Consider the following 25,791-nt stretch of genomic DNA (forward strand, 5'->3'; position numbering starts at 1 on the left):
TTGAGTATGAGCGTCGGATCATTTTCAAGTTGCGTTAGCAGCTGCTCGCGGTGAAGATCGTTGCCTGACCCGAGCAGCCTTTGAGCAACCCTCGGCGCGCTGCATTGCGACGGCAGGGACATTTTGATCATGAGCGATTTCGAGAACCGCGCGTTGAAGGACGGCTTCGCCTGCAAGCTCTGGCGCGGAGAGCGCATGACGATGATCGGCTTCGACGTGGCCGACCCGGAGCCTGACCTCGTCGGTTTCTCGATCGAGGTGAAGTCGCCGGGCGCGCGCGATTTTTCGCCGCTTCGCAACCGGATCGCCTTCTCCTATCCGCAAGGCGCGGATGCGGCGGTGAACGGCAACCGGAATTTTCCGTCGACCGAAGCGCCATTCCAGAAATTCCGCTGGATTCACTTTCCTTACCGCCCGAAGGACGGGACGTACACTTACCGCGTTGCCAAGCAGCATATGCGGGACGACGGTTCGCTGGTGCAGGGGACGGGCCTCGCGCTCGACATCGCGCAGAGCGCGGTGACCTATGATGGTCTCGTCGACATTGGCTTCACGCGCAATTTCGCGTCGTCGCAGGCCTATCGCGACGAGTTCGGCAACAATGCGGACATCATTCCCGCCGAGAGCCGCGACGGTCCGAAATTCAAGAAGCTCGATCTGACCAACAGCGCCGGAGAGAGCGTCTATGCCTGGCTGGGCTTCGAGGCCTATGACCTGCTGTTCGGCTTTCTGAAGGAGGCTCTGGCAGATCCAGGACTCACGCTCGACGTGATGGCCTATGATCTCAACGAACCTGACGTGATCGATCTGCTCGAACAGTTCGGCGATCGGCTGCGCGCGATCATCGACGATTCCAACGCCGCGGATAACCCCCACAAGGCGCCCGGCAGCGCGGAATCCCGCAGCGCCAAGCGCTTCCGGGACGCGGGCGCTGCGGTGGTCCGCACCCATTTCAGTTCGCTGCAGCACAACAAGGTGTTGATCACGCGGCGTGACGGCAAGCCTGAAAAAGTGCTGTGCGGCTCGACCAATTTCACGTTCCGCGGCCTCTACATCCAGGCCAACAACATGCTGGTGTTTCATTCGGCCGGCGTGGCCGAATTGTTCGGCCAGATGTTCGATTTGGCGTTCGAAGATGCCTCCGCGTTCCGGAAGGATGACTTCTCTAAGAAATGGCACGCGGTCCACTCGCCGGGCAAGCCGACCATCCAGCTCTGCTTCTCGCCGCATCAGGCCACCGACCTGTCGCTCAACCCGATCCGCGCGGCGATCGATCAGGCGACCTCGTCGGTGTTCTACTCGGTCGCATTCCTGAGCCAGATGGGGGATGGGCCGACCAAGGACGCGTTCGACCGGGTGATGGAACGGCCGATCTTCAGCTACGGCACGGTCGACAAGCGCGGTGCGCTGGAGTTGCGCAAGCCGGACGGCTCGATCGGCCTGGTCGATTTCTCCTATCTCGCGAGCAAGGCGCCGGAGCCGTTCCGGAGCGAATGGTCGGGCGGCAAGGGCCGCAACATCCATCACAAGTTCCTGGTCACCGATTTCAGCCTGCCCACGGCGAAGGTCTTCACCGGATCGAGCAACTTCTCGCCCAGCGGGGAGAAGGGCAATGGCGACCATCTCATCATGATCGAAGACCGCAAGGTCGCCACCGCCTATGCCATCGAGGCGGCGCGCGTGTTCGACCATCTGCAGTTTCGCAACCGCATGCGGGACGCCTTCAAGGGCAATACGGAGAAGCAGCGCTCCGCGCCGGCACCGTCGGCCATCACGCTGCGCAAGCCGACAGCGCTGTCGGGCAAGCCGGCGTGGTTCGAGCGCTTCTATTTCGAGAGCTCCCAGGCCGAACGCGACCGGCTGCTGTTCTCGGCTTGAGGCCTGTTCTGGAGAGTGAGGGAGACGAGTGATGCCTTTGAAGGACTATTCGCTTCTGAAAGGACGGCCCATCAACAACCGTCTCGCGACCGGCAGCAGCCCGCATTACCAGGTGCTGGTATCGGCCGATGGCGAGCTGTTCCGCATTGCCATCAACGTCCGCTCGCAGGACGGCAGCGAGGTCGAATTCCTGGTCCGCTCGCGTTTCGAGCATCCGATCGTCGAAGGCCTGAAGGGCGTCGCCGAAGGTTTCCATCCGTTGCAGAGCAAGCCTGGCGGCCTGGCGCTGGATTTCATCCGGGGCAATCTGATGCAGCCCTGGGAGCTGAAACCGCTGCCGCTGTCGGCGGCCGGTCCCGACAACGATCTCAACGAGAAGATCGATGCCTATGTCCAGCGTGCCATGTCGGACGAAAACGCCTTTGTCTACGCCTTCGGCGTTGCCTGGGGGCCGGAGAACAACAAGGCCGACCGGTATTTCGGCTTCAAGCCTGGCCGCGGCATCCACGACATCCATTTCAACCAGGGCAATCCGCCCGGCCGCTTCGCCAAGGACAATGGTCCCTGGCAGGATGGCGGACTGATCTTTGAATTCCCCGACCAGCAGCAATGGGTCGCGATCTTCCTGAAATTCCAAACCCAGGCATGGCATTCCGACGATACCAGCGGCGAGGTCATTCTGCCTGTTGATCCCGATCATCCCGACGCGCCGCATACCCCGCCGAACCGCGACCAGATTCCGCCGCTCGACGTGCCCGACGGGCTGGTGCGCATCATCGCGGCCTATGTCAACGACGTGCGCACGCCGGAGCATGAGACGGTGACCCTGCTCAACACCGCCGATGTCGACATCGCGCTCGACGGCTGGCAGATCAAGGACAAGCAGAAGAACACGATGCGGCTGACGGGCACGATCGCGCGCGGCGCCACCCTGGTGGTTCCGATCACCGCGCCGGTGGCGCTCTCCAACCGGGGCGGCATCATCACGCTGTTGAACGCCGATGGCGTCAAGGTGCACGGCGTGTCCTATACGCGCGAGCAGGCGGCCCAGCCGGGCCGCACCATTCCGTTCCAGTTCTGAGCCGCGCCTCGCCCCCGTGTCCTGCTCGACAGGACACGGGCAGCGCACTGGCGCGCCGCCTGGCCGGCGTGTACTCCTCTGATGCAGTTCGCCGCTGCGCGGGAGCTCAGTTGGGCTCCCCCGGTGCGGCGCCGATGTCGAGGAGAGCGTGATGGGACTTCTGGTCGACGGCCAATGGCACGACGTCTGGTACGACACGGCGGCCTCGGGCGGCCGCTTCGTGCGCAAGGATTCGGCGTTCCGCAGTTTCGTGACCGCGGACGGCAGTCCGGGTCCGACCGGTGCCGGCGGCTTCAAGGCCGAGCCTGGCCGCTATCATCTCTATGTCAGCCTGGCTTGTCCGTGGGCGCACCGCACCTTGATCATGCGCGCGCTGAAGGGGCTGGAGGACATGATCTCGCTCTCGGTCGTGCATTGGCTGATGCGCGAGCAGGGCTGGACCTTCGCGGACGGGCCGGGCGTCATTGCCGACTCGATCAACCACGCCCAGGTTCTGCACCAGGTCTACACGTCAGCCGATCCGCATTATTCGGGCCGCGTCACCGTGCCCGTGTTGTGGGACAAGCAGACGCGCACCATCGTCAACAACGAGTCCTCCGAGATCATCCGGATGCTGAACTCGGCCTTCGATGGGATCGGGGCGACAGCCGGCGACTACTATCCGCAAGCCCAGCGCGCCGAGATCGACGCCATCAATGCGCGCGTCTACGACACCCTCAACAATGGCGTCTACAAATGCGGCTTCGCCACGACGCAGGCCGCCTATGAGGAGGCGATCGGGCCGCTGTTCGCCACGCTCGACTGGCTGGAGGAGCGGCTGGCGACGCGCCGTTTCCTGCTCGGCGATGCCATGACCGAGGCCGACATCCGGCTGTTCACGACCTTGATCCGCTTCGATGCCGTCTATGTCGGCCACTTCAAATGCAACATCCGCCGCATCGCCGACTATCCGAATTTGTCGGCCTACACGCGCGATCTCTACCAATGGCCGGGGATCGCGGCGACGGTGAATTTTCAGCACATCAAGGGGCACTATTACGAGAGCCACCGCACCATCAACCCGACCGGCATCGTTCCGGTCGGACCGTTGCTGGACTTCACCGCGCCGCATGACCGCGCGCGCCTGGCGTCGTCCTGAGCCGGCGATGTCCGGCGAGCGGGCGCTCGACCAGCTGCTGCGGACCATGTCGCCCGAGCTGCAGGACCACGTCTTCGTGTTCTGCACCGTCCCCGGTGACGCCGATCTGTCCGCGCTGCCGGCGCCGCTGCTGCTGTTTCGCGAGCGCGAGGGGATCACGCTCGTGCTTCGCCGCGAGGACGCCGAACGGGCAGGGCTGCCGCATCTGTTCGCGTCTCGCCTGATCACGTTGAATGTCCATTCCGCGCTCGATGCGGTCGGCTTTCTCACCGCGATCACGGCGCGGCTCGCCCAGGCGGGCATCAGCGTCAACGCGGTATCCGCCTATCATCACGATCATCTGTTCGTGCCGGAGCACCGGGCCGAGGAGGCGCTCGCTTGTCTGTCGGCGCTGTGCCGGGCCGCGCGCTCGGCGTGAGGCGGCGAAGCCTGGCTGACTGCTCGTCCGCGCCTGCGTCTACGCGCCCACGCGCGACCGGCGGCGAACGGGCGCCGCCGGCTTGCGGCGCGGAGCTGCGCGTTTGCCGCGTCGAAGCGGACTTGCGACAGCGCGTGACCGGTGCGGCGGGATCAAGATGCGCGCGGCCTGCGCGCGCACCAGGTCCATCAGCATCATCGCCGCCGGTGACAGGGTCCGGCCCTTCAGGCGCAGAATGCCGAACTGCGCCAGCAGCAGGTCCGATGCCCGCGGCTCTTTCAGCTCGGCGACGTCGAGCCGGACCAATTGACCGGAGGCGAGCTCCTGGGTGAGCACCGCATCCCCTGAGACCAGGATGACGTCGGAGCGGACAACCATTTGCACCAGCAGGCCCGCATTCTCGGATTCGAGCGCGACGTCGAAGCCGCGTTCCCCCGGCGCCGCGATCAGCTCGTCCAGCCGCCGGCTGAATTCCGGGGGGAGCGAGACAGAGGCGAAGTGCTGGCCGGCGAGATCGCGGGCCTTGAGGTCTCGCCGGCCGGCCAGGGGATGCGTCGGGCGGCAGTAGAAATGCCCGGGCAGGCTGCCGAGGGGCTCGATCTCCAAACTGTCATCGGCGCGGATCTCGGTGGTGTGCGCCAGGAAGAAGTCGAGCTTCCCCTGGTGCAGCGCCTCCCTGAGGGCGCGCCAATTGTCCTGCACGACCGTGATGCGCACCGACGGATGGTCCGAATACAGCCGTGCCATGGCGTCCGGCAGCAGCGTCAGGCCCGTGAACGCGCCGACGCCGACCGTCAGCTCGCCGGCATCTCCCGAGCGTAACAGCCGCATCTCGCGACCGAGATCGTCGGCGCCCGACAGCAGCGCGCGGGCGCGCGCCACTAGCCGCTCGCCGACGGCGGTAATCTCCACCGAGCGCGAGCTGCGGTCGAACAGCCGCATTCCCGCACTGTCCTCCAAGCTCTGCAGGCTGCGGCTCAGCGCGGATTGCGTGACGTGTGCGCGCTTGGCGGCGCGGGCGAAATGCCGCTCTTCCGCGAGGTAGACCAGCTGCTGCAACTGCCGCAAGGTCGGCGTGTGCATTGATGCACCGAGCTCATTGATCCCGCCATAACAATTCATTGGATTTCTGAGGCGGTCAACCCCACAATGAGAGAAACAAATTGCGGGGAACGCCGGGGCGAGGCCGATCAGCTCGCGCTCGAGTCATGCGTCTCCCACTAAGAGGCTTTTCATGCCCAACGGCGCGCAAGCTCTATTACGGACCCTGGTCAATTCCGGCATTCGGGTCTGCTTCACCAATCCCGGTACGTCTGAAATGCATTTCGTCGCGGCGCTGGATTCCGCGCCGGAGATGCGCGCCGTGCTGTGCCTGTTCGAAGGCGTCGCGACCGGGGCGGCGGACGGCTACGCCCGCATGACCGGCATGCCCGCGGCGACGCTGCTGCATCTCGGCTGCGGCCTCGGCAATGGCCTCGCCAATCTGCACAATGCGCGCAAGGGCAAGGTGCCCGTGGTCAACATCGTCGGCGATCACGCGACCTATCACGTGCCATACGACGCGCAGCTGCAATCGGACATCGAGACCGTGGCGCGCAACGTCTCGCCGGGCTTCGTATGGACCTCCCAGGTGACGTCGGAGCTGTGCCGCGATGCGGTCGCGGCGGTGAAGGCGGCATGCTCCTGGCCGGGCCAGGTCGCGACCCTGATCCTTCCTGCGGACGTGTCCTGGGGCGAGGGCGGTGTGCCCGAGCCGGGGCCGGTGATCGAGCGCCCGCCAGCGGCCGATGACACGACCGTGCGCGCCGTCGCCGACACCATCAAGGCCGGGGGCCGCAGCGCTCTGCTGCTCGGCGGCACGGCGCTGCACGAGGAGTCGCTGGTGTGGGCCGCGCGTATTGCCGCGGCTTGCGACGTCAAGGTGTTCGCGGAGACCTTCCCGACGCGCATGGAGCGCGGCGCCGGCCTGCCGCATGTCGAGCGCATCGCCTATCTCGCCGAGATGGCGCAGGTGCAGCTCAAGGAGATCGATACGCTGATCCTGGTCGATGCCAAGGCGCCGGTGTCGTTCTTCGCCTATCCGGGCAAGCGCAGCTACCTGCCGCATGACGGCTGCAAGGTCGTGACCCTGTCGACGCCATCGCAGGCCGCCGATTGCAGTCTGGCCCGGCTCGCCAAGGCTCTCGGGGCCGACGGCGTCACACCGGCGGTGTCGGCGCCGTGGCGGCCGGGGCGACCGCGCGGCAAGAAGCTCACGGCGGAGAAGGTCTGCAAGGCCGTCGGTCATCTGTTGCCGGAAAACGCGATCATCGTCGATGAGGCGATCAGCTCCGGCCTGATGCTGCCGAAATTCACCGCCGGCGCGCCGCGGCATGATCTGATCACCTTGACCGGCGGCGCCATCGGGCAGGGGCTGCCGAATGCGATCGGCGCGGCGATCGCATGCCCGGACCGGCCCGTGATCGCGCTGATCGGCGACGGCAGCTCGATGTACACGATCCAGTCGCTGTGGACGATCGCGCGCGAGCGGCTCAACGTCACCGCCATCATCTTCAACAACGCGTCCTATTCGGTGCTGAATGTCGAGCTCGAGCGCGTCGGCGCCGAGGAGATCGGGCCGAAGGCGAAGGCGCAGCTCGACCTGCACGGTCCGGTGCTGAAGCTCGCGCAGATCGCCGACGGCATGGGCGTGCGCGCGACCCGCGTCAGCACGCCCGATGAATTCACCAGCGCGCTGAAGGGCGCGCTGGAACGGCCGGGCCCGCATCTGATCGAGGCCATGGTGCCGCCGGCGCTGAGCGGGCTCAAGCTGAAGCTGCTGCCGCATCTGTTGGGATCGCTCGACCGCATGCCGCTGCCGATGGCGCGCATGCTCAAGCGCAAGCTGGCGCCGTGAGATGAGCGCGATGCGGCAGGCCGATGTCGTCATCGCCGGCGGCGGTCTCGCCGGCATCGTCACCGCGCTGGAGGCGCTGCGCGCCGGCAAGTCGGTCGTGATCGTCGATCGCGACACGCCGGAGCGGTTCGGCGGGCTGGCGCTGTGGGCGTTCGGTGGCATGGCGCTGGTCGGCACGCCGTTGCAGGCGCGGATGAAGATTCCGGACACGCCGGAGATCGCGCTGCGCGACTGGATCCGGTTCGGCGAGCTCGACGCAAGCGAGCACTGGCCGCTGCAATGGGCGCGCTACTACGTCGAGCATTCCCGCGGCGAGGTCTACGACTGGCTCTCCTCGCACGGCGTGACCTTCATGCCCGCCGTGAACTGGGTCGAGCGCGGCCTCAGCGGCGACGGCAATGCGCTGCCGCGCTACCACATCGTCTGGGGCACCTCGCAGCGCCTGACGCGTGTCATGATCGATGCGATGCGCGCGGCTGACAATGGTGGCAAGCTGACGGTGCTGCATCGTCACCGCGTCGTCAGCCTCGACATTGCCGGAGGCACGGTGTCGGGCGTCGTTGCGATCAACGAAGCGACCGGCGCCGAGATCCGCGTCGCCGCGCCGCTCACGGTGCTCGCGATGGGCGGCATCAATGGCAGCCACGCGGAGGCGCGGGCGAACTGGGTCAAGGGACGGCCGCTGCCTGCGACGATGCTCAACGGCGCGCATCCGTTCGCCGATGGCAGGCTGCATCACCATGCGGCCGAGACCGTCGGCGCCGAGATCACCCATGCCGGCGAGATGTGGAACTACGCCGCCGGCATCCCGCATCCGTTTCCGCATTTCGACGGCCATGGCCTGTCGCTGGTGCCGTGCAAATCGGCGCTATGGCTCAACCATCGCGGCGAGCGCATCGGCCCGGCGCCGCTGGTGACCGGCTTCGACACCCATGATCTCTGCCAGCGCGTCGCGGCGCAGGAGGAGCCGTATACGTGGCATCTCCTGAACTGGCGTATCGCCGCCAAGGAGTTCGCGATATCAGGCGCTGAGCATAACTTACGCATCCGCGAGCGGCAGATGCCGATGTTCCTCAAGGAGACGCTGTTCGGAAATCATCGCCTGGTCCGGCAGATGCAGCGTGATAGCCGGCACTTCCTGGTCGACGAGACGCTGGCAGGCCTCGCCGCGAAGATGAATGCACTGACCGGCACGGATGACGTCAAGCCGGAGGTGCTGCAGGCCACGGCCGATGCCTTCGACGCGAACTTTAAGAACGGCGATAAGCTCCACAACGACGATCAGATCCGCCGCATCCTGCACGCACGGCAATGGGGCCCCGACAAGCTCCGCACCTGCAAGCCTGCGCCGCTGCAGATGAGCGGGGCAGGGCCTTACATCGCGATCCACATGCAGCTCATCACCCGCAAGAGCCTCGGCGGCCTCAAGACCGATCTGCAGAGCAGGGTGCTCGACGCGGCCGGCGCGCCGATCAGCGGCCTCTACGCCGTCGGCGAAGCCGCCGGCTTCGGCGGCGGCGGCGCGTCGGGCAAGCGCTCGCTGGAAGGAACATTTCTGCCGGGCTGCATTCTCACAGCAAGGGCCGCGGTGCGGGCCATGTGAGGAGCGCGGCGACGCCGGGCGATGGCCCGAGCACAAATCCGTCGTCCGCTTGAGCCCACATCCCTCCGCACGTCATTCCGGGGCGCCCGCAGGGCGAGCCCGGAATCCATGCCCACAGGCCGTCGTTGCTGGGCAAGATGGCCGTAGGCGTTTGTCTCGGTTCCTCAATTACGGTCGTGGTTATGGATTCCGGGCTCGCCCTGCGGGCGCCCCGGAATGACGATGGAGAGACGCTGTGCGGCCTCACGATTATTTGGCCGCCCCCTGTCGATCCGCCCCTCGTGCGTTCGTCTTCAAGGCACCAGCCATGGAGACCCCCGTCATGAAGATCTACTGGATCAAGGCCCAGGCCCCGCGCCGCGTGCTGGCGCTGGTCAAGCATCTCGGCGTGCCCGCCGAGTTCATCGACATCACGAGCGGACTCAAGACGCCGGAGTTCGCCGCGCTCAATCCCAACATGAAGGCGCCGGTGCTGGTCGACGGCGACACCGTGCTGTGGGAGTCGACCGCGATCATGGCGCATCTGTGCATCCGCGAGAGCTGCGACATGTGGCCGATGCGCAATCCGCAGGAGCAGGTCGAGGTGCTGCGCTGGCTGGCATGGACCGACAGCCATTGGAACCCGGCCGTCGCGCCGTTCTACTTCGAGCACATCGTGCGCAGGAATTTCGGTCTCGGCGCGCCGAACCGGGCGGCGCTGGTCGACAAGGTCGCGCCGCTGAAGACCTATGCGTCCGTGCTCGACGCCCATTTGCGCGCGCACAGCCACATCGCCTGCGATCGCCTCACCATCGCCGACTTCGCGGCGGCCTCGATGGCGGCGGATTGGCGCGAGGCGGAGATGCCGTTCGAGACATTTCCGAACGTCGTGCGCTGGCTCGACGGCCTGATGCGGCTGCCGGCCTGGGCCGAGCCGTGGCCGGAGCAGCGCTCCGCGGCTGCGTGAGCGTCTACGGCTGCACCGTGCCGTGGCCGAGCTGCTTGGAGATCTCGGCGGCGCAGGCGCGCAGCCGGTTCGCAAGCGGCGACTCCCAGCCGGCATCGAAGGTGCCGGCCGGCCCCATCGCGGTGATGACCAGCGCGATGTGGCCGGCGTGATCGAACACCGGCGCGGCGAAGGCGTTGACGCCGGGCAGCGGATCGCCCACGGCGCGGGCGAGGCCCTGCGCCCGCACCTCGGCAAGCATCTCCGCAACCTTCGGACTCTTCGGCGCGCGCTTCGGATTGTAGCCGACACCAAGATGATCGAGGCCCGAGTCGAGCGCGGCCTTGATCGTCTTCGGCGGCAGGAACGCCGCAAACGCCCGTCCGGTCGCGGTCTCCAGCAGCGCCATGATCGAGCCGACGCGCATCACGATGTGCACCGCGTGGCTCGGCTCCTCCAGCCGCACCACGGTCGGGCCGTTGGTGCCCCAGACCGCGAGCGACACCGCGTGGTCGATCGCGCTCGCGAGCGCGGCGATCTTCGGCGTGGCGATCCGCACCGCCGACAGCCGCCGCAGGCTGATGAGGCCAAGCTCGAGCGCGAGCGGGCCGATCTCGTAGCGGCCGGTGGCCTCATCCTGCTCGATCAGGCCGATGCGCGAGAAGCTGACGAGATAGGGATGCGCCTTGGCCGGCGGCAAGCCTGCCTCGCGCGCGAGGTCGCGCAGCATCATCGGCTCGCCGCTGCGCGCCAGGGCCTGCAACAAGGTGCCGCCGACCTCGATCGACTGGATGCCGCGGCTCTCTCGTCCCATGCTGTGATGCGCCCCCTGGTTCGGCTGCTGCCTACACCGCCAGGAAGCCGCCGTCGACCGGCAAGGTCACGCCGTTGACGTAGGACGCCATGTCGGAGACCAGGAACGCCACGGGGCCTGCGAGCTCCTCCGGCTGGCCGACGCGGCCGAGCGGGGTGCGGCTCATGAAGCCGGCGAGCCGCTCCGGATCGTTGCGGGTCGATTCCGTCATCGCGGTGGCGATCACGCCGGGCGCGATCGCATTGACGCGGATGCCGTCGGCGGCGAGCTCGCGCGCCAGCGCCTGGGTCAGCGACTTCACGCCGCCCTTGGACGGCGAATAGCCGAGCGTGTTGCTGATGCCGATGAAGGAGGCGACGGAGGCGATGTTGACGATCGTGCCGCGCGTCTCGCGCAACGCGGCGAGAAACGCATAGGTGACGTTGAACACGCCGTTGAGATTGACGTCGAGCACGCGCTGCCAGTTCTCGGCCGCGCGGGGCGAGTCGATATTCTCGCGAATGATGATGCCGGCATTGTTGACGAGGATGGAGATCGCGCCCATCTCGGCGCGCAGCTGCGCCGCCAGCGCCTTGCAGCCGGCGGCGTCGGTGACATCGAGCCGATGCGCCCACGCCTTGCGGCCGTGAGCGCGGATCTCGGCCGCGCAGCGCTCGGCACCCTCCAGGTCGATATCGGTGATGACGACGTCAGCGCCGCGGCCCGCGAGCCCGAGCGCGATGGCGCGGCCATTGCCATGCGCCGCGCCGGTGACCAGCGCGAGCTTCCCGGCCAACATCTGCTGATCGCTCATGCGGCGCTCCTGTGCTTGGCGCGTTCGGCGAGATGCCGGCCGGCAATGTAGCCGAAGGTCAGCGCCGGTCCCAGCGTGATGCCGGCACCGGGATAGTTGCCGCCCATGATGCTCGCCATGTCGTTGCCGGCGGCATAGAGTCCTTCGATCGGCTGGCCCCCGGCATCGAGTGCGCGGGCATGCTCGTCGGTACGGATGCCGGCGTAGGTGCCGAGATCGCCGATCACCATCTTGATGGCGTAGAACGGCCCGTCCTTGATCGGCGCGATGCAGGGGTTCGGCCCATGCAGCGCATCGCCCTGGTAGCGGTTGTAGGCACGCGAGCCCTTGCCGAACGTGGGATCCTGGCCGAGCGCTGCATCGGCATTGAACGCGGCGACGGTGGCTTCCAGGGACATCGCATCGATGCCGGTGACGCGCGCGAGTTCGGCCAGCGTCGCGCCGCGTTTGAGATACCCCGTGCTCAGATGATGGCCGAGCGGCATCGGGAACGGCGGCACGCAGCCGAGGCCGTAGCGGCGCAAGGAGCGATGATCGGTGATCAGGAAAGCCGCGATCTCGCGGCCGGGCTTGGCCGCCTTCACCATCGCCTGCACGAAATCGTGGTAGGAATTGCCCTCATTGGCGAAGCGCACGCCGTCGGCTGTCACCGCGATCACGCCGGGCTTGGCGCGGTCGATGAAGTGCGGCATCACGCCCTTGCTGCCGTCCTTGCGCGTGGTGACGGAGACCGGCACCCAGGCCGCCGCATGCGGCAGGCCATCCTCGACGCGGCCGCCGACGGCTTCCGCCAGCCGCAGACCATCGCCGGTGTTGCCGATAGGGCCCGGTGAAAAATGCTCCTGGCCGCTCGGCGCATGCGGAAACATCGCCTTGCGTCTCTCGACATCATGCGGGAAGCCGCCGCAGGCCAGCACCACGCCGAGCCGCGCATTGACCCGCACGCGCTTGCCCCGCCTCGTGACGACAGCGCCGCGCACGGCCTCGTCGTCGCGGATCAGCTCGGCCACCGGCGACGACAGCCACAGGGGAATGCCGAGATCGAACGCCGACTTCGCCAGCCGTCCCGCCAGCGCATTGCCATTGGTGAGCGTCATGCCGCGGCCATGGCGCAGCACGTCACGGGCATGTTTCGACAGCCGCTTGGCGACGTAGAACGCCGACGTCAGCGACTTCGTCGCGCGCATGAAATGGATGATCTCCTTGCCCGAGCCGAGCATCATGCCGAACACGGTGAGCTCGGGCAGGGGCTGGCCGAGATCCTTGATGTGCTCGCCGAGCTCGCGGCCGTCGAACGGCCGCGTCACCATCGAGCGGCCGCCCTGCGTGCCGCCCGGCGCCTCGGCGTGATAGTCCGGGAAGGTCAGCGGCATGTCGAACTTCAGCGCGGTCTTGCTGGTGAAGAAGTCTACCGCCTCCGGCCCCTTGGTCAGGAACGCATCCACGCGCGCCGCATCGTAGCTGTTGCCGGCCTCGTGGCGCAGATAGGTGCGCGCCAGCTCCGGCGGCTCGTCGATGCCCCAGGCCTTGGCCAGCGAGGTGCCGGGAATCCACAGCCAGCCGCCGGAGCGCGCGGTGGTGCCGCCGAAGCGCGGCTCCTTCTCGGTGACGACGACCCTCAAGCCGGCATGGGCGGCGGTGACCGCCGCCGACAGCCCGGCGCAGCCGGAGCCGACCACCAGCACGTCGCACTCATAGGTCTCGCCGTTGTTGGGACCAGCTCCGCTCATGCGCGTGCTCCTACTTCTTCAACAGCGGGCACTTGGATTCGGACACCGGCCGGAACGCATCCTCGCCCTTCACGGTCTTGACGATCTCCAGATAATCCCACGGCTCCTTCGATTCCGAGGGTGTCTTGACGCGGGCGAGATACATGTCGCGGATGACGCGGCCGTCCTCGCGCAGGCGACCGCCGTGAACGAAGGTATCCTCGATCGGCAGCTCGCGCATCTTCGCCATCACGGCCTTGGGATCATCGGTGCCGGCCGCCTTGATCGCTTTCAGATAATGCAGCACCGAGCCGTAGACGCCGGTCTGGATCATCGTCGGCATCACCTTGGTGCGGGCGTAGAACTTCTTCGACCAGGCGCGGGTGGCCTCATCCATGTTCCAGTACGACGCCGTCGTCATGTAGGTGCCCTGCGCGGCCTCGAGCCCGATCGCATGCACGTCGGTGTCGAACATCAACAGGCCGACCAGCTTCTGGCCTCCCTTGACCAGGCCGAACTCGCCGGACTGCTTGATCGCATTGTCGGTGTCCTGGCCGGCATTGGCGAAGGCGACGACGTCGGCCTTCGAGCTCTGCGCCTGCAGCGCGAAGGAGGAGAAGTCGGCGGTGTTGGTCGGATGCTTGACGCCGCCGAGGATGGTGCCGCCGAGCTCCTTGATGAAGCGGGCAGCGTCCTTCTCCAACTGCTGGCCGAACGCATAGTCCGCCGTGATGAAGTACCAGGACTTGCCGCCCTGGCTGATGACGGCCGACGTCGTCACCTTGGAGAGCGCGTAGGTGTCGTAGGTGAAATGCACGGTGTTCGGGCTGCACAGCTCGTCGGTCAGCGAACTCGCGCCGGGGCCGGACAGCAGCGCGATCTTGTTGCGCTCGTGCACCATGTTGTGCACGGCGATCGCGATGCCGGAATTGGGGATGTCGACGACCGCGTCGACCTTGCCGTTGTCGAACCAGTCGCGCACGATGGTGGTGCCGACGTCGGTCTTCATCTGATGGTCGGCGCTGATGATCTCGATCGGCTTGCCGAGCACGGTCGGCCCGAACTCCTCCACCGCCATTTTCGCCGCTTCCACCGAGCCCGGCCCGCTGTTGTCGCGGCCCCAGCTCGAGAGGTCGGTCAGCACGCCGATGCGCACGACGTCGTCCGACACCTGGGCCGAGGCGCTGGTCGCGATGAATGATGTGGTTGCCAGAAACGCGCAGGCGAGAAGTTGCCGTCGCATGAAGATCCTCCCCGGTTCGTCCGCTCTGTTGGCGGTGATGCCGTGAAGTTAGGCAATAGCGAATAGATTTGTCAATGACGAATGAGTGAGGTGCGGCCTGCGATGTGGTGAGGAGTGCGGGTCTTCGGGACAGCGCGGCCATTGCTCGCCGTCATTCCGGGGGAATCGACAACGCGCGTTCGCGCGTTGACGATTGAACCCGGAATCCAGAGATGATGGACGCAAGACAATCTCGGGATTCCGGGTTCAAGGCCTGCGGCCTTGCCCCGGAATGACTGGGGTGCGGCTGATCGTCGATAAAGTCAGGCTTACACGAACGTCCGGTCTACATGCGCGGCATGAGCTGCAATTCCAGCAGCGCGAGCCGCTGCATCACCGTGGGATCGCGCTCACCGGTCTTGGCGGTTCGCAGCACGGACTCGGCGAGCAGGGTGACGTGAGTCGAACTCACAGGCTCGGGCAGGGCGGCGACCGCGCCGTCGAGCGCCTGGGTCATCAGCGCGATCACGTCGGGTGAAAAGGCGGCGTCTGAAAAGTCCTTCATGGCAAGCTGTCCGCAGCAAGGGCTTCGGCTGATGATCGACGACGCGGTACGCTGCGATGCTCGACGAATGACACGATCAGTAACGCGCCGCGGCGCGGGCGGGTTCCCGGCTGGTGGTGCTTCGGATATGCAGAATCGGGCATCTCCCATGCGCAAACTGCCCGTCGAGCCAATCCGTCGCAGGCGCTTCGGCTTGTGTCGTCGGGCAAATCAGGCCGATCTTTCCCCACATCCCGCCTCACTTCGGAGGGGCGTTGCGCGCGATCGTCACGACACGCGAGGCGGGGAGCGGTGGCCTGTCGGCTCGCAGCGTGCCTTGTGTGCGTGGACGAACGAGTCTGGCAGGACGATGAAATCGCAGCGTCCTGGCGCCCCGATGCTGGCGTCAAGTCGGCGATGGATGCCCTCGGGCATCGCGCTGGCGACGGTGGCTAACAAGCCCGGACACCGGGGAGACTGCGTATAACTCGGAAGCCCATCGCGCAGGGAAGGCCGGGTCGTCCGGCTGACCCGTGGTACCTGCCGCCTGCATTCTTTCTCGCAGGCGGGCCACGGACCTCAGTCGAGGTCCGGCCTTCCCTGCGCCCTCTGTTTGGAGAGGGTGATGACTATTGATAGCTCGGGCGTGAATTGCGTCGCGAGAAGGAAGACACGCATGCCCCTACGCAAAGACTCGACCGAGTACGGCCAAATACTAGCCCAGGGCTCGTCATGCCCGGGCTTGTCCCGGGCATCCACGTCGTTCGGCGTGTGCGGTGCGGCGTGGATGGCCGGGACAAGCCCGGCCATGACGAACAAGAGTTGATGATATCCCGCCTCATCAGCACCGAGTGCTGCTTCAGCGACGGCGGTCTTGGAGCTACCCCTTGATGAACGCCAGCAGGTCCGCGTTGATCACGTCCGCATGCGTCGTGGCCATGCCGTGCGGGAAGCCTGGATAGGTCTTCAACGTCCCATGCTTCAGCAGCTTGATGCCGATGCGCGCGGAGTCGTCGATCGGAACGATCTGGTCGTCCTCGCCATGCAGCAGCAGCACCGGCACGTCGATCGCCTTCAAGTCCTCGGTGAAGTCGGTTTCCGAGAACGCCTTGATGCAATCATAGTGCGCCTTGGCGCCACCCATCATGCCCTGGCGCCACCAATTGCGGATCACGCCTTCGGAGATCTTGGCGCCGTCGCGGTTGAAGCCGTAGAACGGGCCGGTCGGGATATCCAGGAAGAACTGCGCGCGGTTGGCGGCGAGCGCGGCGCGGAAGCCGTCGAACACCTCGATCGGCAGCCCGCCGGGATTGTTCGCAGTCTTCAGCATGATCGGCGGCACGGCGCCGAGCAGCGCGGCCTTGGCGACGCGGCCCTTGCCATGCTTCGCCACGTAGCGGGCGACCTCGCCGCCGCCGGTGGAGTGGCCGACATGGATGGCGTCCTTGAGGTCGAGCTTCGCGGCAAGGGCTGCAACGTCGGCGGCGTAGGTATCCATCTCGTTGCCGGTCTCGGTCTGGCTCGAGCGGCCATGGCCACGGCGGTCATGCGCGATGACGCGAAAGCCCTTGTCCAGGAAGAACAGCATCTGCGCGTCCCAGTCGTCGGCCGACAGCGGCCAGCCATGATGGAAGACGATGGGCTGCCCCGAGCCCCAGTCCTTGTAGTAGATCTGCGTGCCGTCCGATGTCGTCACGAATCCTGAGCTCATGGGTCTGCCTTTCTGGTGGGAAATCGGGGGACGCTCCACGCGCAGGCGTGCGCCTTGCGAGGAGACGTGACATCAACATAGCGATGGCCGGTGACGTTCTCAGCAATACTGAGGTATGTGCGACACTGTCGCACCGTAGGCGGATCGGCGCGGGCTGCTCCATTGATGAGCTGACCGCCATCTCGCAGGAGGGGCTGAGCTGCTCGATTTCGTCGCGTTCCCAGGGGGGGCCGTGGCAGGTCCCTGCGAATCGCCTGGCGGAACCGGGCGACCCCATCGTTGCACCGCGGCCCGCGATCGCATAAAGCCTGTTCCCAAATCGTTCACGTTGGCTCAGGTCGTTGGGCTAACCCTCTGAAAGCTCTACGCTAATGGGAAAATCACTGATTCCGCCGGAGCCCGCGGAGATTCACGAGGTCGCGCTGCGCGAGGCGCTGGAGGAGCGCTATCTCGCCTACGCGCTCTCGACCATCATGCACCGTGCGCTCCCGGACGCGCGCGACGGCCTGAAACCCGTGCACCGGCGCATCCTCTACGGCATGCGGCTCTTGCGGCTCGATCCTGGCACCGCGTTCAAGAAGTCGGCCAAGATCGTCGGCGACGTGATGGGCTCGTTCCATCCGCATGGCGACCAGGCGATCTATGACGCAATGGTGCGCCTCGCGCAGGATTTCTCGTCGCGTTATCCGCTGGTCGACGGCCAGGGCAATTTCGGCAATATCGACGGCGATAATCCCGCCGCCTACCGCTACACCGAAGCGCGCATGACCGATGTCGCGCGGCTCTTGCTCGAAGGCATCGACGAGGACGGCGTCGAGTTCCGGCCGAACTATGACGGCCAGTCGAAGGAGCCGGTGGTGCTGCCCGGCGGCTTCCCGAACCTGCTCGCCAACGGCGCGCAGGGCATCGCGGTGGGCATGGCGACCTCGATCCCGCCGCACAATGCCGCCGAACTGTGCGACGCCGCGCTGCATCTGATCGAGAAGCCCGACGCCAAGTCGCGCGCGCTGCTGCGCTGGGTGAAGGGCCCGGACTTCCCGACCGGCGGCACCGTGATCGACTCCAAGGAGTCCATCATCGAGGCCTACACGACGGGGCGCGGCTCATTCCGCGTCCGCGCCAAGTGGAAGCAGGAAGAGGGCAACCGCGGCACCTGGATCGTCGTCATCACCGAGATCCCGTATCTCGTGCAGAAGTCGCGCCTGGTCGAGAAGATCGCCGAGCTCCTCAACGAGAAGAAGCTGCCGCTGGTCGGCGACGTCCGCGATGAATCCGCGGAAGACGTGCGGCTCGTGATCGAGCCGAAGTCGAAGAACGTCGATCCCGCGCTGATGATGGAATCGCTGTTCCGGCTCACGGACCTCGAGAGCAAGATTCCGCTGAACCTCAACGTGCTGATCAAGGGCAAGATTCCGAAGGTGGTCGGCCTCGCCGAGTGCCTGCGCGAATGGCTCGACCATCTGCGCGACGTGCTGCTGCGGCGCTCGAACTATCGCAAGAAGCAGATCGAGAACCGGCTGGAGATTCTCGGCGGCTATCTGATCGCCTATCTCAACATCGACGAGGTGATCCGGATCATCCGCACCGAGGACGAGCCGAAGCCGGTGTTGATGAAGACCTTCAAGCTCACCGAGGTGCAGGCCGAGGCGATCCTCAACATGCGCCTGCGCTCTCTGCGCAAGCTCGAGGAAATGGAGATCCGCACCGAGGACAAGAACCTGCGCGGCGAGCTGAAGGGCATCAACGAGCTGCTCGGCTCCGAGCAGCTGCAGTGGGCCAAGGTCGGCGAGCAGGTCAAGACCGTGCGCGACATGTTCGGGCCGAAGACGCCGCTGGGCAAGCGCCGCACCAATTTCGCCGATGCGCCCGAGCACGATCTCGCCGCCATCGAGGAGGCCTTCATCGAGCGCGAGCCGGTCACGGTGGTCGTCTCGGAGAAGGGCTGGGTGCGTACGCTGAAGGGGCACGTCGCCGATCTGTCGAACCTGCAGTTCAAGACCGACGACCAGCTCGGCCAATGGTTCTTTGCCGAGAACACCTCGAAGGTGCTGCTGTTCGCGACCAACGGCAAGTTCTACTCGCTCGATGTCGGCAAGCTGCCGGGCGGCCGCGGCCATGGCGAGCCGATCCGCATGTTCATCGACCTCGACCAGGACGCCTCGATCGTCTCGATGTTCGTCACCAAGGGCGAGCGCAAGTTCCTGGTCGCGGCCTCCGACGGCCAGGGTTTTGTGGTCAAGGAAGAGGACTGCGTCAGCAACACCCGCAAGGGCAAGCAGGTGCTGAACGTGACGGCGCCGGCGGAAGCACGCGCGATCTGCACGGTCACCGGCGATCAGGTTGCGGTCATCGGTACCAACCACAAGATGGTGGTGTTCGGCCTCGACCAGGTGCCCGAGATGGCGCGCGGCCGCGGCGTCCGCCTGCAGAAATACACCAGCGCGCAGCTGTCCGACGTCACGACCTTCGAGCAGAAGCAGGGCCTCGCCTGGAAGGACTCTGCCGGCCGCGACCAGGGCCTGAGCTGGAAAGACCTCGCCGACTACCGCGGCAACCGCGCCGACGCCGGCCGCATCGCGCAGGGCCTGCCGAAGTCGAACAAGTTCAACCGGCCGATCGAGTGAGGCGGGCAGAGTGACGATCGAACACCTCTTCGGTCTGCCGCTCACCACGACCGCAAAAAAGGTCGTCGTCCCGGGCAAGTCCCGCGCGCGGAGCGCGTGGGGCGCCGACCCAGGACCCATAACCACAGGATATGGGAAGGGGCAGGCTGGAGCGACGCGCCTGCGCACCGATTGCCGCCGGTGGTTATGGGTCCCGGCGTTCGCCGGGACGACAGCTGAGCCAATGATCAGCACCGCGTCGTAGGTTGTCAGCTTGTAGGTTGTCAGATGGCGCACTCACACCAACATCACGACGACCACGATCAAGACCATCTCCATGGTCACTCCCACGCCCATTCTCACTCCCACTCCCACGCCGGCCACAGCCATGCGCCCACCAGCTTCGGCACGGCGTTCGCGGTCGGCGTCTCGCTCAACACCGCCTTCGTCATCGCCGAGCTCGTGTTCGGCTACGCCGCCAACTCACTGGCACTGATCTCTGACGCCATCCACAATCTCTCTGACGTGATGTCGCTGCTGCTGGCCTGGGGCGCGCTGTGGCTCTCGGGACGCCGCCCGACCGACCGCCACACCTACGGCTATCGCCGCGCCTCGATCCTGGCGGCGCTGATCAATGCCGGCCTGCTGCTGCTCGTGGTCGGCGGCATCGCGGTCGAGGCGTTCGACCGCCTGCGCAATCCGGGCGAGGTGGCCGGCGTCACCGTGCTGTGGGTGGCCGCGCTCGGCATCGTCATCAACGGCGCGACCGCGATGCTGTTCATGCGCGGCCGCGACAGCGACCTCAACATCCGCGGCGCGTATCTGCACATGGCGGCCGATGCCGCCGTGTCCTTCGGCGTCGTCGTCGCTGCCGCCATCACGATCTGGACCGGCTGGCTGTGGGTCGATCCGGTCGTCAGCCTCGTCATCGCGCTCGTCGTGCTGCTGAGCGGCTGGGAACTCGCCCGCGACAGCGTGAATCTCGCGCTCGACGCTGTGCCGCGCGACATCGCGCTGCCGGAGGTGCGCGACTATCTCGCGTCGCTCGACGGTGTCAGCGAGGTGCACGATCTCCACGTCTGGGCGATGAGCACCAACGAGACCGCCTTGACGGCGCATCTCGTCTGCCCCGACGGCACCGACGACGCGTTCCTGCACAAGGTCTGTGCCGAGCTGTCACGGCGCTTCAAGATTCAGCATTCCACCCTGCAGATCGAGGCCGATGGCAAGCCGTGCAAGCTGGCGCCGGCCGACGTGGTGTGAGATCGCGATGCGTCAGCTCCAGCCGGCCAGCCTGATCAGCACACCGGCGGCGCATGACGCAGCAAGCACAGTGAGCATGCCGAGCTTGAAGCGGAGGATCGCGAGCGCCGCAGCCAGCGACAGCAGCAGCGCGGCGCCGTCGACGCTGGACAGCACGGGCGCATCGAAGTCGAGACCGAAGCCGCTCACCGGCACGGTCTGGCGGAACAGCGTATGCAGCGCGAACCAGATCGAGAGATTGAGGATCACGCCGACCACCGCCGCCGTGATCGCGCCGAGCGCACCCGCAAGGCCCTTGTTGCCCCGCAGTCGCTCGATATACGGCGCGCCGACGAAGATCCACAGGAAGCAGGGCGCGAACGTCACCCAGGTCGCGAGCAGGCCGCCGAGTGTGCCCGCGATCAGCGGCGACAACGATCCGGGATCGCGCGACGCGGCGACAAAGCCGACGAATTGCAGCACCATGATCAGCGGCCCCGGTGTGGTCTCGGCCATGCCGAGCCCGTCGAGCATCTCCGGAGGGGTCAGCCAGTGATAGTGTTCGACCGCCTGCTGACCGACATAGGCGAGCACCGCATAGGCGCCGCCGAACGTCACCATCGCCATCTTGCTGAAGAACAGCGCGATCTGGCTGAACGTGCTGCCGATACCCGTCACCGCGACGATGGCGGCGACCGGCACCAGCCACAGCGCGAGCCAGACCAGCGCGGTGAGCAGCGTGCGCCGTCCATTCGGCCGGGCGTGCTCCGGCAGGGTCTCGCCGAGCGCACTGTCGCCATCGCCATTGCCGCTGGAGCCATGGCCCGCCGCGGCGAATTCCGGCCGGCCGGCGCGAGCGCCGAGATAGCCGATCAGTCCCGCGGCGATGATGATCAGCGGGAAGGGCACCGCGAAGAAGAAGATCGCGATGAACGCCGCTGCCGCGAGCCCGATCATGACGGTGTTACGCAACGCGCGGCTGCCGACGCGCACCACCGCCTGGATGACGATCGCGAGCACCGCCGCCTTCAGCCCGAAGAACAGCGCCTCGACGAACCAGACATGGCCGAAGGCGACGTAGATCCAGCTCAAGGCCATGATCGCGATGATGCCGGGCAGGATGAACAGCCCGCCGGCCATCAGGCCGCCGGCCGTCCGGTGCATCAGCCAGCCGATATAGGTCGCGAGCTGCTGCGCCTCCGGTCCGGGCAGCAGCATGCAGTAGTTCAGCGCATGCAGGAACCGGCTCTCCGAGACCCAGCGCTTCTCGTCGACGATGATCCGGTGCATCACCGCGATCTGCCCGGCCGGGCCGCCGAACGACAGCGACGCTACGCGCAGCCAGACCTTGAACGCCTCGGCAAAGCTGACGCCGTGGCCGGCGTCAGCTTTGGTGGGGGCAGTCGATGAGACCAGATCGGTCATGGCTTCACCTTGCTCGTCGGCCAATTGTGCGACTCGGTAGTCGCGTCGCGACACCAGCGATAGAACGCATCGTAGAGTTCAAGGCCAGCCTCGAGTTGGGCGAGGTCGTCATCGTAGATGCGCGACAGCCCGAGCGAGGCGGCGAGCAGGCCGGGCGCTTCGGGGCTGAGATCGAGCCGCGCCGTATCCGCGGCGCGGACGATCGTGGCCAACCGTTGCAGGGCAGGCGTGGTGAGAGAGAATTCCTCGATCATCACATCGAAGGTGCAAAGCTCTCCGCGATGGCTCCAGAAGGTGTTTTCGACGTCGAACGGCGCCGCCCCGAAGCGCTCGCTCACGGCGATGACCTCGGATGGCGCAACATAGACAAAAACCGCCTGCGGATCGACGAACCGGCGGATCAGCCAGGGGCAAGCGATGCGATCGATCTTCGGCCGTGCGCGCGTCACCCAGACCGTTCGTCCGTGGTCGTCGCGCGGCGGCAGCTTGGACATCGGCACCAGCGGCAAACCGGCTGCCTTCCAGGCCTCGAAGCCACCCTCGAGATTTTCGGCCGAGGCCTTGGCCACGCGAAGCCAGGCCGCAGCGCCATGCGAGAGTTTGGCGCCGCGCTGGCAGATAACGATCACCGAACGGCCGGCGAACTCCGAACTCCATTGCGCAGCCGTCAAGGCGTCACGTCGGATGGCGCCGGGAAGGAGCCTTGGATCGGCGCTGAAATCCTCGTCGGTGCGTACGTCGATGAGGATGGGTGCGTTCGGGGTTCCGATCAACCGGCTCAGCTTGTCGGGAGAAATCGATGCGAAGGATGACATGATGCGTCCTCGTGCGAAAATGACGGGACGCGATACTTGGGCATGTCGCCTCGTGGGGAGATCGCGAAGTCCCCATGGGAACATTACAGCGGAACCGGTCTGCGCTGTCAATCGCGACAGGGCGGTCGCTTTGTCCTGTGATAAGTTCGATGCCGCGCACGGCGGTGCGCGCCGGGACCGATGAGGAGAACGATAGATGCCATCACAAGCCGATCATTGGGCCCACGATCACATCTTTCTCGGCGCGCAGCACGAGCGCAACGAGCGCCGTACCTGGTTCGTGGTCGGGCTGACCCTGGTGATGATGGCCGGCGAGATCGCCGCCGGCTCGCTGTTCGGATCGATGGCGCTGCTGGCGGACGGCTGGCACATGGGCACCCACGCGGCCGCGCTCGGCATCGCCGGGCTGGCCTACCTGTTTGCCCGCCGCCACGCCCGCAATCCGTCCTTCACCTTCGGCACCGGCAAGTTCGGCGAGCTCGCGGCGTTCTCGAGCGCGATCATCCTGCTGATCATCGCGGTCCAGGTGGCCTATGAGAGCGTGATCCGGCTGCTGCGTCCGGAGCCGATCGCCTATGGCGAAGCGATCGCGGTCGCCGTCCTCGGCCTGCTGGTCAATCTCATCAGCGCCTGGATGCTGGCCGATTCACACGAGCATCATCATCACGGCCATCGCCACCACGCCGGCCACGATCATCACGGCCATGATGACCATCACCACGACCATCATGACCATGGCCATCACGACAACAATCTGCGCGCGGCCTATCTGCACGTGCTGGCGGACGCAGCGACCTCGCTGCTGGCCATCGGCGCGCTCGTGATCGGCATGGTCCTCGGCTGGAGCTGGGCAGATGCCGCCGTGGGCCTCGTCGGCAGCGCGGTCATCGCGAGCTGGGCCTATGGCCTGATCCGCGATGCCGGCGCGGTACTGCTGGACGTCAATGGCGACCGGCGGCTGGAGGCCACGATCCGGGCGCGGCTGGAGGCGAGTGGCGACCGTGTCACCGACCTGCATCTCTGGCAGGTCGGGCCCGGTCACCGTGCGGTGGTGGTTTCGATCGTTTCCAATGCGCCGCTGGCGCCCGCAATGTACAAGCAGCGCCTGCGGGACCTGCACGGTCTCAGCCATGTCACGGTGGAGGTGGAGCACGGCTTGCACGTCTGATAACCACGTCTTTTATCTCACGGATGGACTGCCTCGATGACCGTTACGATTTTTCACAATCCTGCCTGCGGCACGTCGCGCAACACGCTGGCGATGATCCGCGCCTCGGGCGAGGAGCCGGATGTCATCGAATACCTGAAGACGCCGCCGAGCCGCGAGCAACTGGTGGCGCTGATCAATGCGATGGGCGTCACGGTGCGCGACGTGCTGCGCGAGAAGGGAACGCCGTTTGCGGAGCTCGGCCTCGCCGATCCCAAATGGACCGATGACCAGCTGATCGAGGCGATGCTCGTGCATCCGATCCTGATCAACCGGCCGATCGTCGTGACGGGCAAGGGCGCGCGGCTGTGCCGCCCCTCGGAGCTCGTCCTCGACCTGCTCGACCATCCCGTCGCCTCGTTCACCAAGGAGGATGGCGAGGTGGTGAGCAGGACGACCTGAAGCCCACCACAACCCCGGTGTGACGCGTTGGTGAGTTGACCCCATGGACACGGCGACCCGTCTCGAAGTGATCAATTGGCTCACGGCGCAGGGCCTCACCGGCGTGCCGGAGAATGAAATCCTGCGCGGCTTCTGCGAGCGCTGCTGCGCGGCCGGGCTCGAATTGTCGCGCAGCCTCACGATCATCGACACGCTGCATCCGATCTTCGAGGGCCGTGGCTTCCGCTGGAACGACAGCAACACCAACGAGCCCGACAGTTTCGAATACGGCTCCAGCAACGAGGGCGAGGCGGCCCAGAATTGGCGGCGGTCGGTTTTCCATCACATGCTGGAGAGCGGCGACGATGAGTTCCGCATCGACCTGCTGAACGCGGCGCATCTCGATTTTCCGGTCATCGAAGAACTGTCTGCCCAGGGCCATAAGCACTACGTCGCCTTCGTGCATAGATTCGGCGAAGCCGGCACGCTCGGCCAGATGGACTGCTTCTATTCAAATTGGCTGACGCGCCGTCACGACGGCTTCACCGAGGACCAGATCGGCGCCTTGCGCGACCTGATCCCGCTCTTGGCATTCACGATCAAATCGGCGCAGCAGGTCGACATCGTGCGCACGCTCGGCCGGGTCTATCTTGGCCGTGATGCGTCGGAGCAGGTTTTGCGCGGCCGCATCTCCCGCGGCGTCACCGAGCGCATCAACGCAGTGCTGTGGTTCTCCGACCTGCGCAGCTCCACCGCGATTTCGGAGAGCATCTCGCCCGACGAGATCATTCCGCTGCTCAACGACTATGCCGAAGCCTCGATCGAAGCGATCTACGAATCCGGCGGCGACGTGCTGAAACTGATCGGCGACGGCGTGCTGGCGATCTTCACCGGCGACATGGCAACCGCGCGGCAGGCCGCGCTGCGCGCCGAGCATCGCTTCCGCCTGAACATCCTCAGGCTGAATGCAAGGCGGAGCGGGGAGGGCAGGCCCGTGACCACGGCCTATGTCGGCCTGCATGTCGGCGAGGTGTTTTATGGCAACATCGGCAGCGAGGACCGGCTCGATTTCACTGTGGTGGGACCGGCTGTCAACGAGGTCAGCCGCATTGCCTCGATGTGCCGCTCGGTCGACCGCGAGTTGCTGGCGTCGTCGGAATTCTGCGCGGGTCTCGACGATGAGGGCCGCCGCTATCTGGTGTCGACCGGCCGCTACGCGCTGCGCGGCATCGGCCGCGCGCAGGATCTCTACACGCTCGACCCGGAGATTGCGGCGAGCCAGCCTGCGACGCGCGCTTATGAGAACTACCTCGAACAAGGATGATCAGCGGACGAGATGTCGCACTCTTGACCCACGTCAATGCCCAGCAGAGCGGAGTCTGCCCA

21 protein-coding genes are annotated in these 25,791 nt (G+C 66.2%); 12 read left to right on the top strand and 9 right to left on the bottom strand.

Features of this window, described 5'->3' with window-relative positions:
* Window positions 1–129: 129 nt before the first annotated feature.
* The 4 genes from ACQR1L_RS33185 to ACQR1L_RS33200 all read left to right on the top strand — a co-directional run bounded on the left by ACQR1L_RS33185 (window position 130) and on the right by ACQR1L_RS33200 (window position 4,515).
* Window positions 130–1,878 (top strand): phospholipase D-like domain-containing protein, encoded by a 1,749-nt coding sequence (locus ACQR1L_RS33185; protein ID WP_434862119.1) that lies wholly within the window; start codon window positions 130–132, stop codon window positions 1,876–1,878.
* 31 nt (window positions 1,879–1,909) lie between these two features.
* Window positions 1,910–2,959, top strand: coding sequence for a DUF2278 family protein (locus tag ACQR1L_RS33190; protein ID WP_434862120.1), 1,050 nt, complete (start codon window positions 1,910–1,912; stop codon window positions 2,957–2,959).
* Window positions 2,960–3,110: 151 nt separating this feature from the next.
* Entirely contained in the window at window positions 3,111–4,097 is a 987-nt protein-coding gene (locus ACQR1L_RS33195; RefSeq protein WP_434862121.1) for a glutathione S-transferase family protein, read from the top strand.
* A 7-nt stretch (window positions 4,098–4,104) separates the two neighbouring features.
* Window positions 4,105–4,515, top strand: a complete 411-nt coding sequence (locus ACQR1L_RS33200; RefSeq protein WP_434862122.1) for an ACT domain-containing protein — start codon at window positions 4,105–4,107, stop codon at window positions 4,513–4,515.
* A 39-nt stretch (window positions 4,516–4,554) separates the two neighbouring features.
* Here ACQR1L_RS33200 and ACQR1L_RS33205 read toward each other — a convergent pair whose 3' ends face one another.
* A complete protein-coding gene (locus tag ACQR1L_RS33205) occupies window positions 4,555–5,598 on the bottom strand; it encodes a LysR family transcriptional regulator (RefSeq protein WP_434862123.1) in 1,044 nt (347 codons plus the stop codon).
* A 151-nt stretch (window positions 5,599–5,749) separates the two neighbouring features.
* Here ACQR1L_RS33205 and ACQR1L_RS33210 point away from each other — a divergent pair, with 151 nt between their 5' ends.
* The 3 genes from ACQR1L_RS33210 to ACQR1L_RS33220 all read left to right on the top strand — a co-directional run bounded on the left by ACQR1L_RS33210 (window position 5,750) and on the right by ACQR1L_RS33220 (window position 9,960).
* Window positions 5,750–7,411: an acetolactate synthase large subunit gene (locus tag ACQR1L_RS33210; RefSeq protein ID WP_434862124.1), complete on the top strand. Its 1,662-nt coding sequence runs from the start codon at window positions 5,750–5,752 to the stop codon at window positions 7,409–7,411.
* A 1-nt stretch (window position 7,412) separates the two neighbouring features.
* The gene (locus ACQR1L_RS33215) at window positions 7,413–9,014 is read left to right on the top strand and encodes an FAD-binding protein (RefSeq protein ID WP_434862125.1); all 1,602 of its coding nucleotides are present in this window, start codon (window positions 7,413–7,415) and stop codon (window positions 9,012–9,014) included.
* A gap of 322 nt (window positions 9,015–9,336) precedes the next feature.
* Window positions 9,337–9,960 (top strand): glutathione S-transferase family protein, encoded by a 624-nt coding sequence (locus tag ACQR1L_RS33220; protein ID WP_434862126.1) that lies wholly within the window; start codon window positions 9,337–9,339, stop codon window positions 9,958–9,960.
* Window positions 9,961–9,964: 4 nt separating this feature from the next.
* Here ACQR1L_RS33220 and ACQR1L_RS33225 read toward each other — a convergent pair whose 3' ends face one another.
* From ACQR1L_RS33225 to ACQR1L_RS33250, 6 genes are all read right to left on the bottom strand, one after another.
* Window positions 9,965–10,753 (bottom strand): IclR family transcriptional regulator, encoded by a 789-nt coding sequence (locus ACQR1L_RS33225; protein WP_434862127.1) that lies wholly within the window; start codon window positions 10,751–10,753, stop codon window positions 9,965–9,967.
* A gap of 31 nt (window positions 10,754–10,784) precedes the next feature.
* A complete protein-coding gene (locus tag ACQR1L_RS33230) occupies window positions 10,785–11,546 on the bottom strand; it encodes an SDR family NAD(P)-dependent oxidoreductase (RefSeq protein WP_434862128.1) in 762 nt (253 codons plus the stop codon).
* A complete protein-coding gene (locus tag ACQR1L_RS33235) occupies window positions 11,543–13,276 on the bottom strand; it encodes an FAD-dependent oxidoreductase (protein ID WP_434862129.1) in 1,734 nt (577 codons plus the stop codon). The genes ACQR1L_RS33230 and ACQR1L_RS33235 overlap by 4 nt, the downstream gene beginning before the upstream one ends.
* Before the next feature lie 10 nt (window positions 13,277–13,286).
* Window positions 13,287–14,498, bottom strand: a complete 1,212-nt coding sequence (locus ACQR1L_RS33240; protein WP_434862130.1) for an ABC transporter substrate-binding protein — start codon at window positions 14,496–14,498, stop codon at window positions 13,287–13,289.
* A 325-nt stretch (window positions 14,499–14,823) separates the two neighbouring features.
* Window positions 14,824–15,042: a hypothetical protein gene (locus tag ACQR1L_RS33245; protein WP_434862131.1), complete on the bottom strand. Its 219-nt coding sequence runs from the start codon at window positions 15,040–15,042 to the stop codon at window positions 14,824–14,826.
* 859 nt (window positions 15,043–15,901) lie between these two features.
* On the bottom strand, window positions 15,902–16,732 hold the full coding sequence (locus ACQR1L_RS33250) for an alpha/beta fold hydrolase (protein ID WP_434862132.1): 831 nt from the start codon (window positions 16,730–16,732) through the stop codon (window positions 15,902–15,904).
* Window positions 16,733–17,103: 371 nt separating this feature from the next.
* Here ACQR1L_RS33250 and parC point away from each other — a divergent pair, with 371 nt between their 5' ends.
* A complete protein-coding gene (gene parC / locus ACQR1L_RS33255) occupies window positions 17,104–19,356 on the top strand; it encodes a DNA topoisomerase IV subunit A (protein ID WP_434862133.1) in 2,253 nt (750 codons plus the stop codon).
* Between the two features lie 267 nt (window positions 19,357–19,623).
* A complete protein-coding gene (locus tag ACQR1L_RS33260; protein ID WP_434862134.1) occupies window positions 19,624–20,598 on the top strand; it encodes a cation diffusion facilitator family transporter in 975 nt (324 codons plus the stop codon).
* Between the two features lie 12 nt (window positions 20,599–20,610).
* Here the strand turns inward: ACQR1L_RS33260 and chrA are convergent, their stop codons facing one another.
* Both chrA and ACQR1L_RS33270 read right to left on the bottom strand, forming a co-directional pair.
* The gene (gene chrA, locus ACQR1L_RS33265) at window positions 20,611–22,002 is read right to left on the bottom strand and encodes a chromate efflux transporter (RefSeq protein ID WP_434862135.1); all 1,392 of its coding nucleotides are present in this window, start codon (window positions 22,000–22,002) and stop codon (window positions 20,611–20,613) included.
* Window positions 21,999–22,817: a chromate resistance protein ChrB domain-containing protein gene (locus ACQR1L_RS33270; RefSeq protein WP_434862166.1), complete on the bottom strand. Its 819-nt coding sequence runs from the start codon at window positions 22,815–22,817 to the stop codon at window positions 21,999–22,001. Before ACQR1L_RS33270 ends, chrA begins: the two co-directional genes overlap by 4 nt.
* Before the next feature lie 196 nt (window positions 22,818–23,013).
* On the opposite strand from ACQR1L_RS33270, the gene dmeF reads away from it, so the two are divergent.
* Genes dmeF through ACQR1L_RS33285 form a run of 3 tightly spaced genes read left to right on the top strand, consistent with a single transcriptional unit; the run spans window position 23,014 to window position 25,729 of the window.
* Window positions 23,014–23,985 carry a CDF family Co(II)/Ni(II) efflux transporter DmeF gene (dmeF, locus tag ACQR1L_RS33275; protein WP_434862136.1) on the top strand — a complete coding sequence of 324 codons (972 nt, stop codon included), beginning with the start codon at window positions 23,014–23,016 and terminating at the stop codon, window positions 23,983–23,985.
* A gap of 36 nt (window positions 23,986–24,021) precedes the next feature.
* Window positions 24,022–24,426, top strand: coding sequence for an arsenate reductase (glutaredoxin) (arsC, locus tag ACQR1L_RS33280; RefSeq protein ID WP_434862137.1), 405 nt, complete (start codon window positions 24,022–24,024; stop codon window positions 24,424–24,426).
* Window positions 24,427–24,469: 43 nt separating this feature from the next.
* Window positions 24,470–25,729: an adenylate/guanylate cyclase domain-containing protein gene (locus tag ACQR1L_RS33285; RefSeq protein ID WP_434862138.1), complete on the top strand. Its 1,260-nt coding sequence runs from the start codon at window positions 24,470–24,472 to the stop codon at window positions 25,727–25,729.
* Window positions 25,730–25,791: the final 62 nt, after the last annotated feature.

It is taken from the genome of Bradyrhizobium sp. HKCCYLR20261 (assembly GCF_051168435.1).
Taxonomy (GTDB): domain Bacteria; phylum Pseudomonadota; class Alphaproteobacteria; order Rhizobiales; family Xanthobacteraceae; genus Bradyrhizobium.

What these genes read in the sequence shown, in the direction of transcription:
- ACQR1L_RS33185 (WP_434862119.1), top strand. Translation starts at nt 130, where the DNA reads ATGAGCGATTTCGAGAACCGCGCGTTGAAGGACGGCTTCGCCTGCAAG.
- ACQR1L_RS33190 (WP_434862120.1), top strand. Translation starts at nt 1,910, where the DNA reads ATGCCTTTGAAGGACTATTCGCTTCTGAAAGGACGGCCCATCAACAAC.
- ACQR1L_RS33195 (WP_434862121.1), top strand. Translation starts at nt 3,111, where the DNA reads ATGGGACTTCTGGTCGACGGCCAATGGCACGACGTCTGGTACGACACG.
- ACQR1L_RS33200 (WP_434862122.1), top strand. Translation starts at nt 4,105, where the DNA reads ATGTCCGGCGAGCGGGCGCTCGACCAGCTGCTGCGGACCATGTCGCCC.
- ACQR1L_RS33205 (WP_434862123.1), bottom strand. Translation starts at nt 5,598, where the DNA reads ATGCACACGCCGACCTTGCGGCAGTTGCAGCAGCTGGTCTACCTCGCG.
- ACQR1L_RS33210 (WP_434862124.1), top strand. Translation starts at nt 5,750, where the DNA reads ATGCCCAACGGCGCGCAAGCTCTATTACGGACCCTGGTCAATTCCGGC.
- ACQR1L_RS33215 (WP_434862125.1), top strand. Translation starts at nt 7,413, where the DNA reads ATGAGCGCGATGCGGCAGGCCGATGTCGTCATCGCCGGCGGCGGTCTC.
- ACQR1L_RS33220 (WP_434862126.1), top strand. Translation starts at nt 9,337, where the DNA reads ATGAAGATCTACTGGATCAAGGCCCAGGCCCCGCGCCGCGTGCTGGCG.
- ACQR1L_RS33225 (WP_434862127.1), bottom strand. Translation starts at nt 10,753, where the DNA reads ATGGGACGAGAGAGCCGCGGCATCCAGTCGATCGAGGTCGGCGGCACC.
- ACQR1L_RS33230 (WP_434862128.1), bottom strand. Translation starts at nt 11,546, where the DNA reads ATGAGCGATCAGCAGATGTTGGCCGGGAAGCTCGCGCTGGTCACCGGC.
- ACQR1L_RS33235 (WP_434862129.1), bottom strand. Translation starts at nt 13,276, where the DNA reads ATGAGCGGAGCTGGTCCCAACAACGGCGAGACCTATGAGTGCGACGTG.
- ACQR1L_RS33240 (WP_434862130.1), bottom strand. Translation starts at nt 14,498, where the DNA reads ATGCGACGGCAACTTCTCGCCTGCGCGTTTCTGGCAACCACATCATTC.
- ACQR1L_RS33245 (WP_434862131.1), bottom strand. Translation starts at nt 15,042, where the DNA reads ATGAAGGACTTTTCAGACGCCGCCTTTTCACCCGACGTGATCGCGCTG.
- ACQR1L_RS33250 (WP_434862132.1), bottom strand. Translation starts at nt 16,732, where the DNA reads ATGAGCTCAGGATTCGTGACGACATCGGACGGCACGCAGATCTACTAC.
- parC (WP_434862133.1), top strand. Translation starts at nt 17,104, where the DNA reads ATGGGAAAATCACTGATTCCGCCGGAGCCCGCGGAGATTCACGAGGTC.
- ACQR1L_RS33260 (WP_434862134.1), top strand. Translation starts at nt 19,624, where the DNA reads ATGGCGCACTCACACCAACATCACGACGACCACGATCAAGACCATCTC.
- chrA (WP_434862135.1), bottom strand. Translation starts at nt 22,002, where the DNA reads ATGACCGATCTGGTCTCATCGACTGCCCCCACCAAAGCTGACGCCGGC.
- ACQR1L_RS33270 (WP_434862166.1), bottom strand. Translation starts at nt 22,817, where the DNA reads ATGTCATCCTTCGCATCGATTTCTCCCGACAAGCTGAGCCGGTTGATC.
- dmeF (WP_434862136.1), top strand. Translation starts at nt 23,014, where the DNA reads ATGCCATCACAAGCCGATCATTGGGCCCACGATCACATCTTTCTCGGC.
- arsC (WP_434862137.1), top strand. Translation starts at nt 24,022, where the DNA reads ATGACCGTTACGATTTTTCACAATCCTGCCTGCGGCACGTCGCGCAAC.
- ACQR1L_RS33285 (WP_434862138.1), top strand. Translation starts at nt 24,470, where the DNA reads ATGGACACGGCGACCCGTCTCGAAGTGATCAATTGGCTCACGGCGCAG.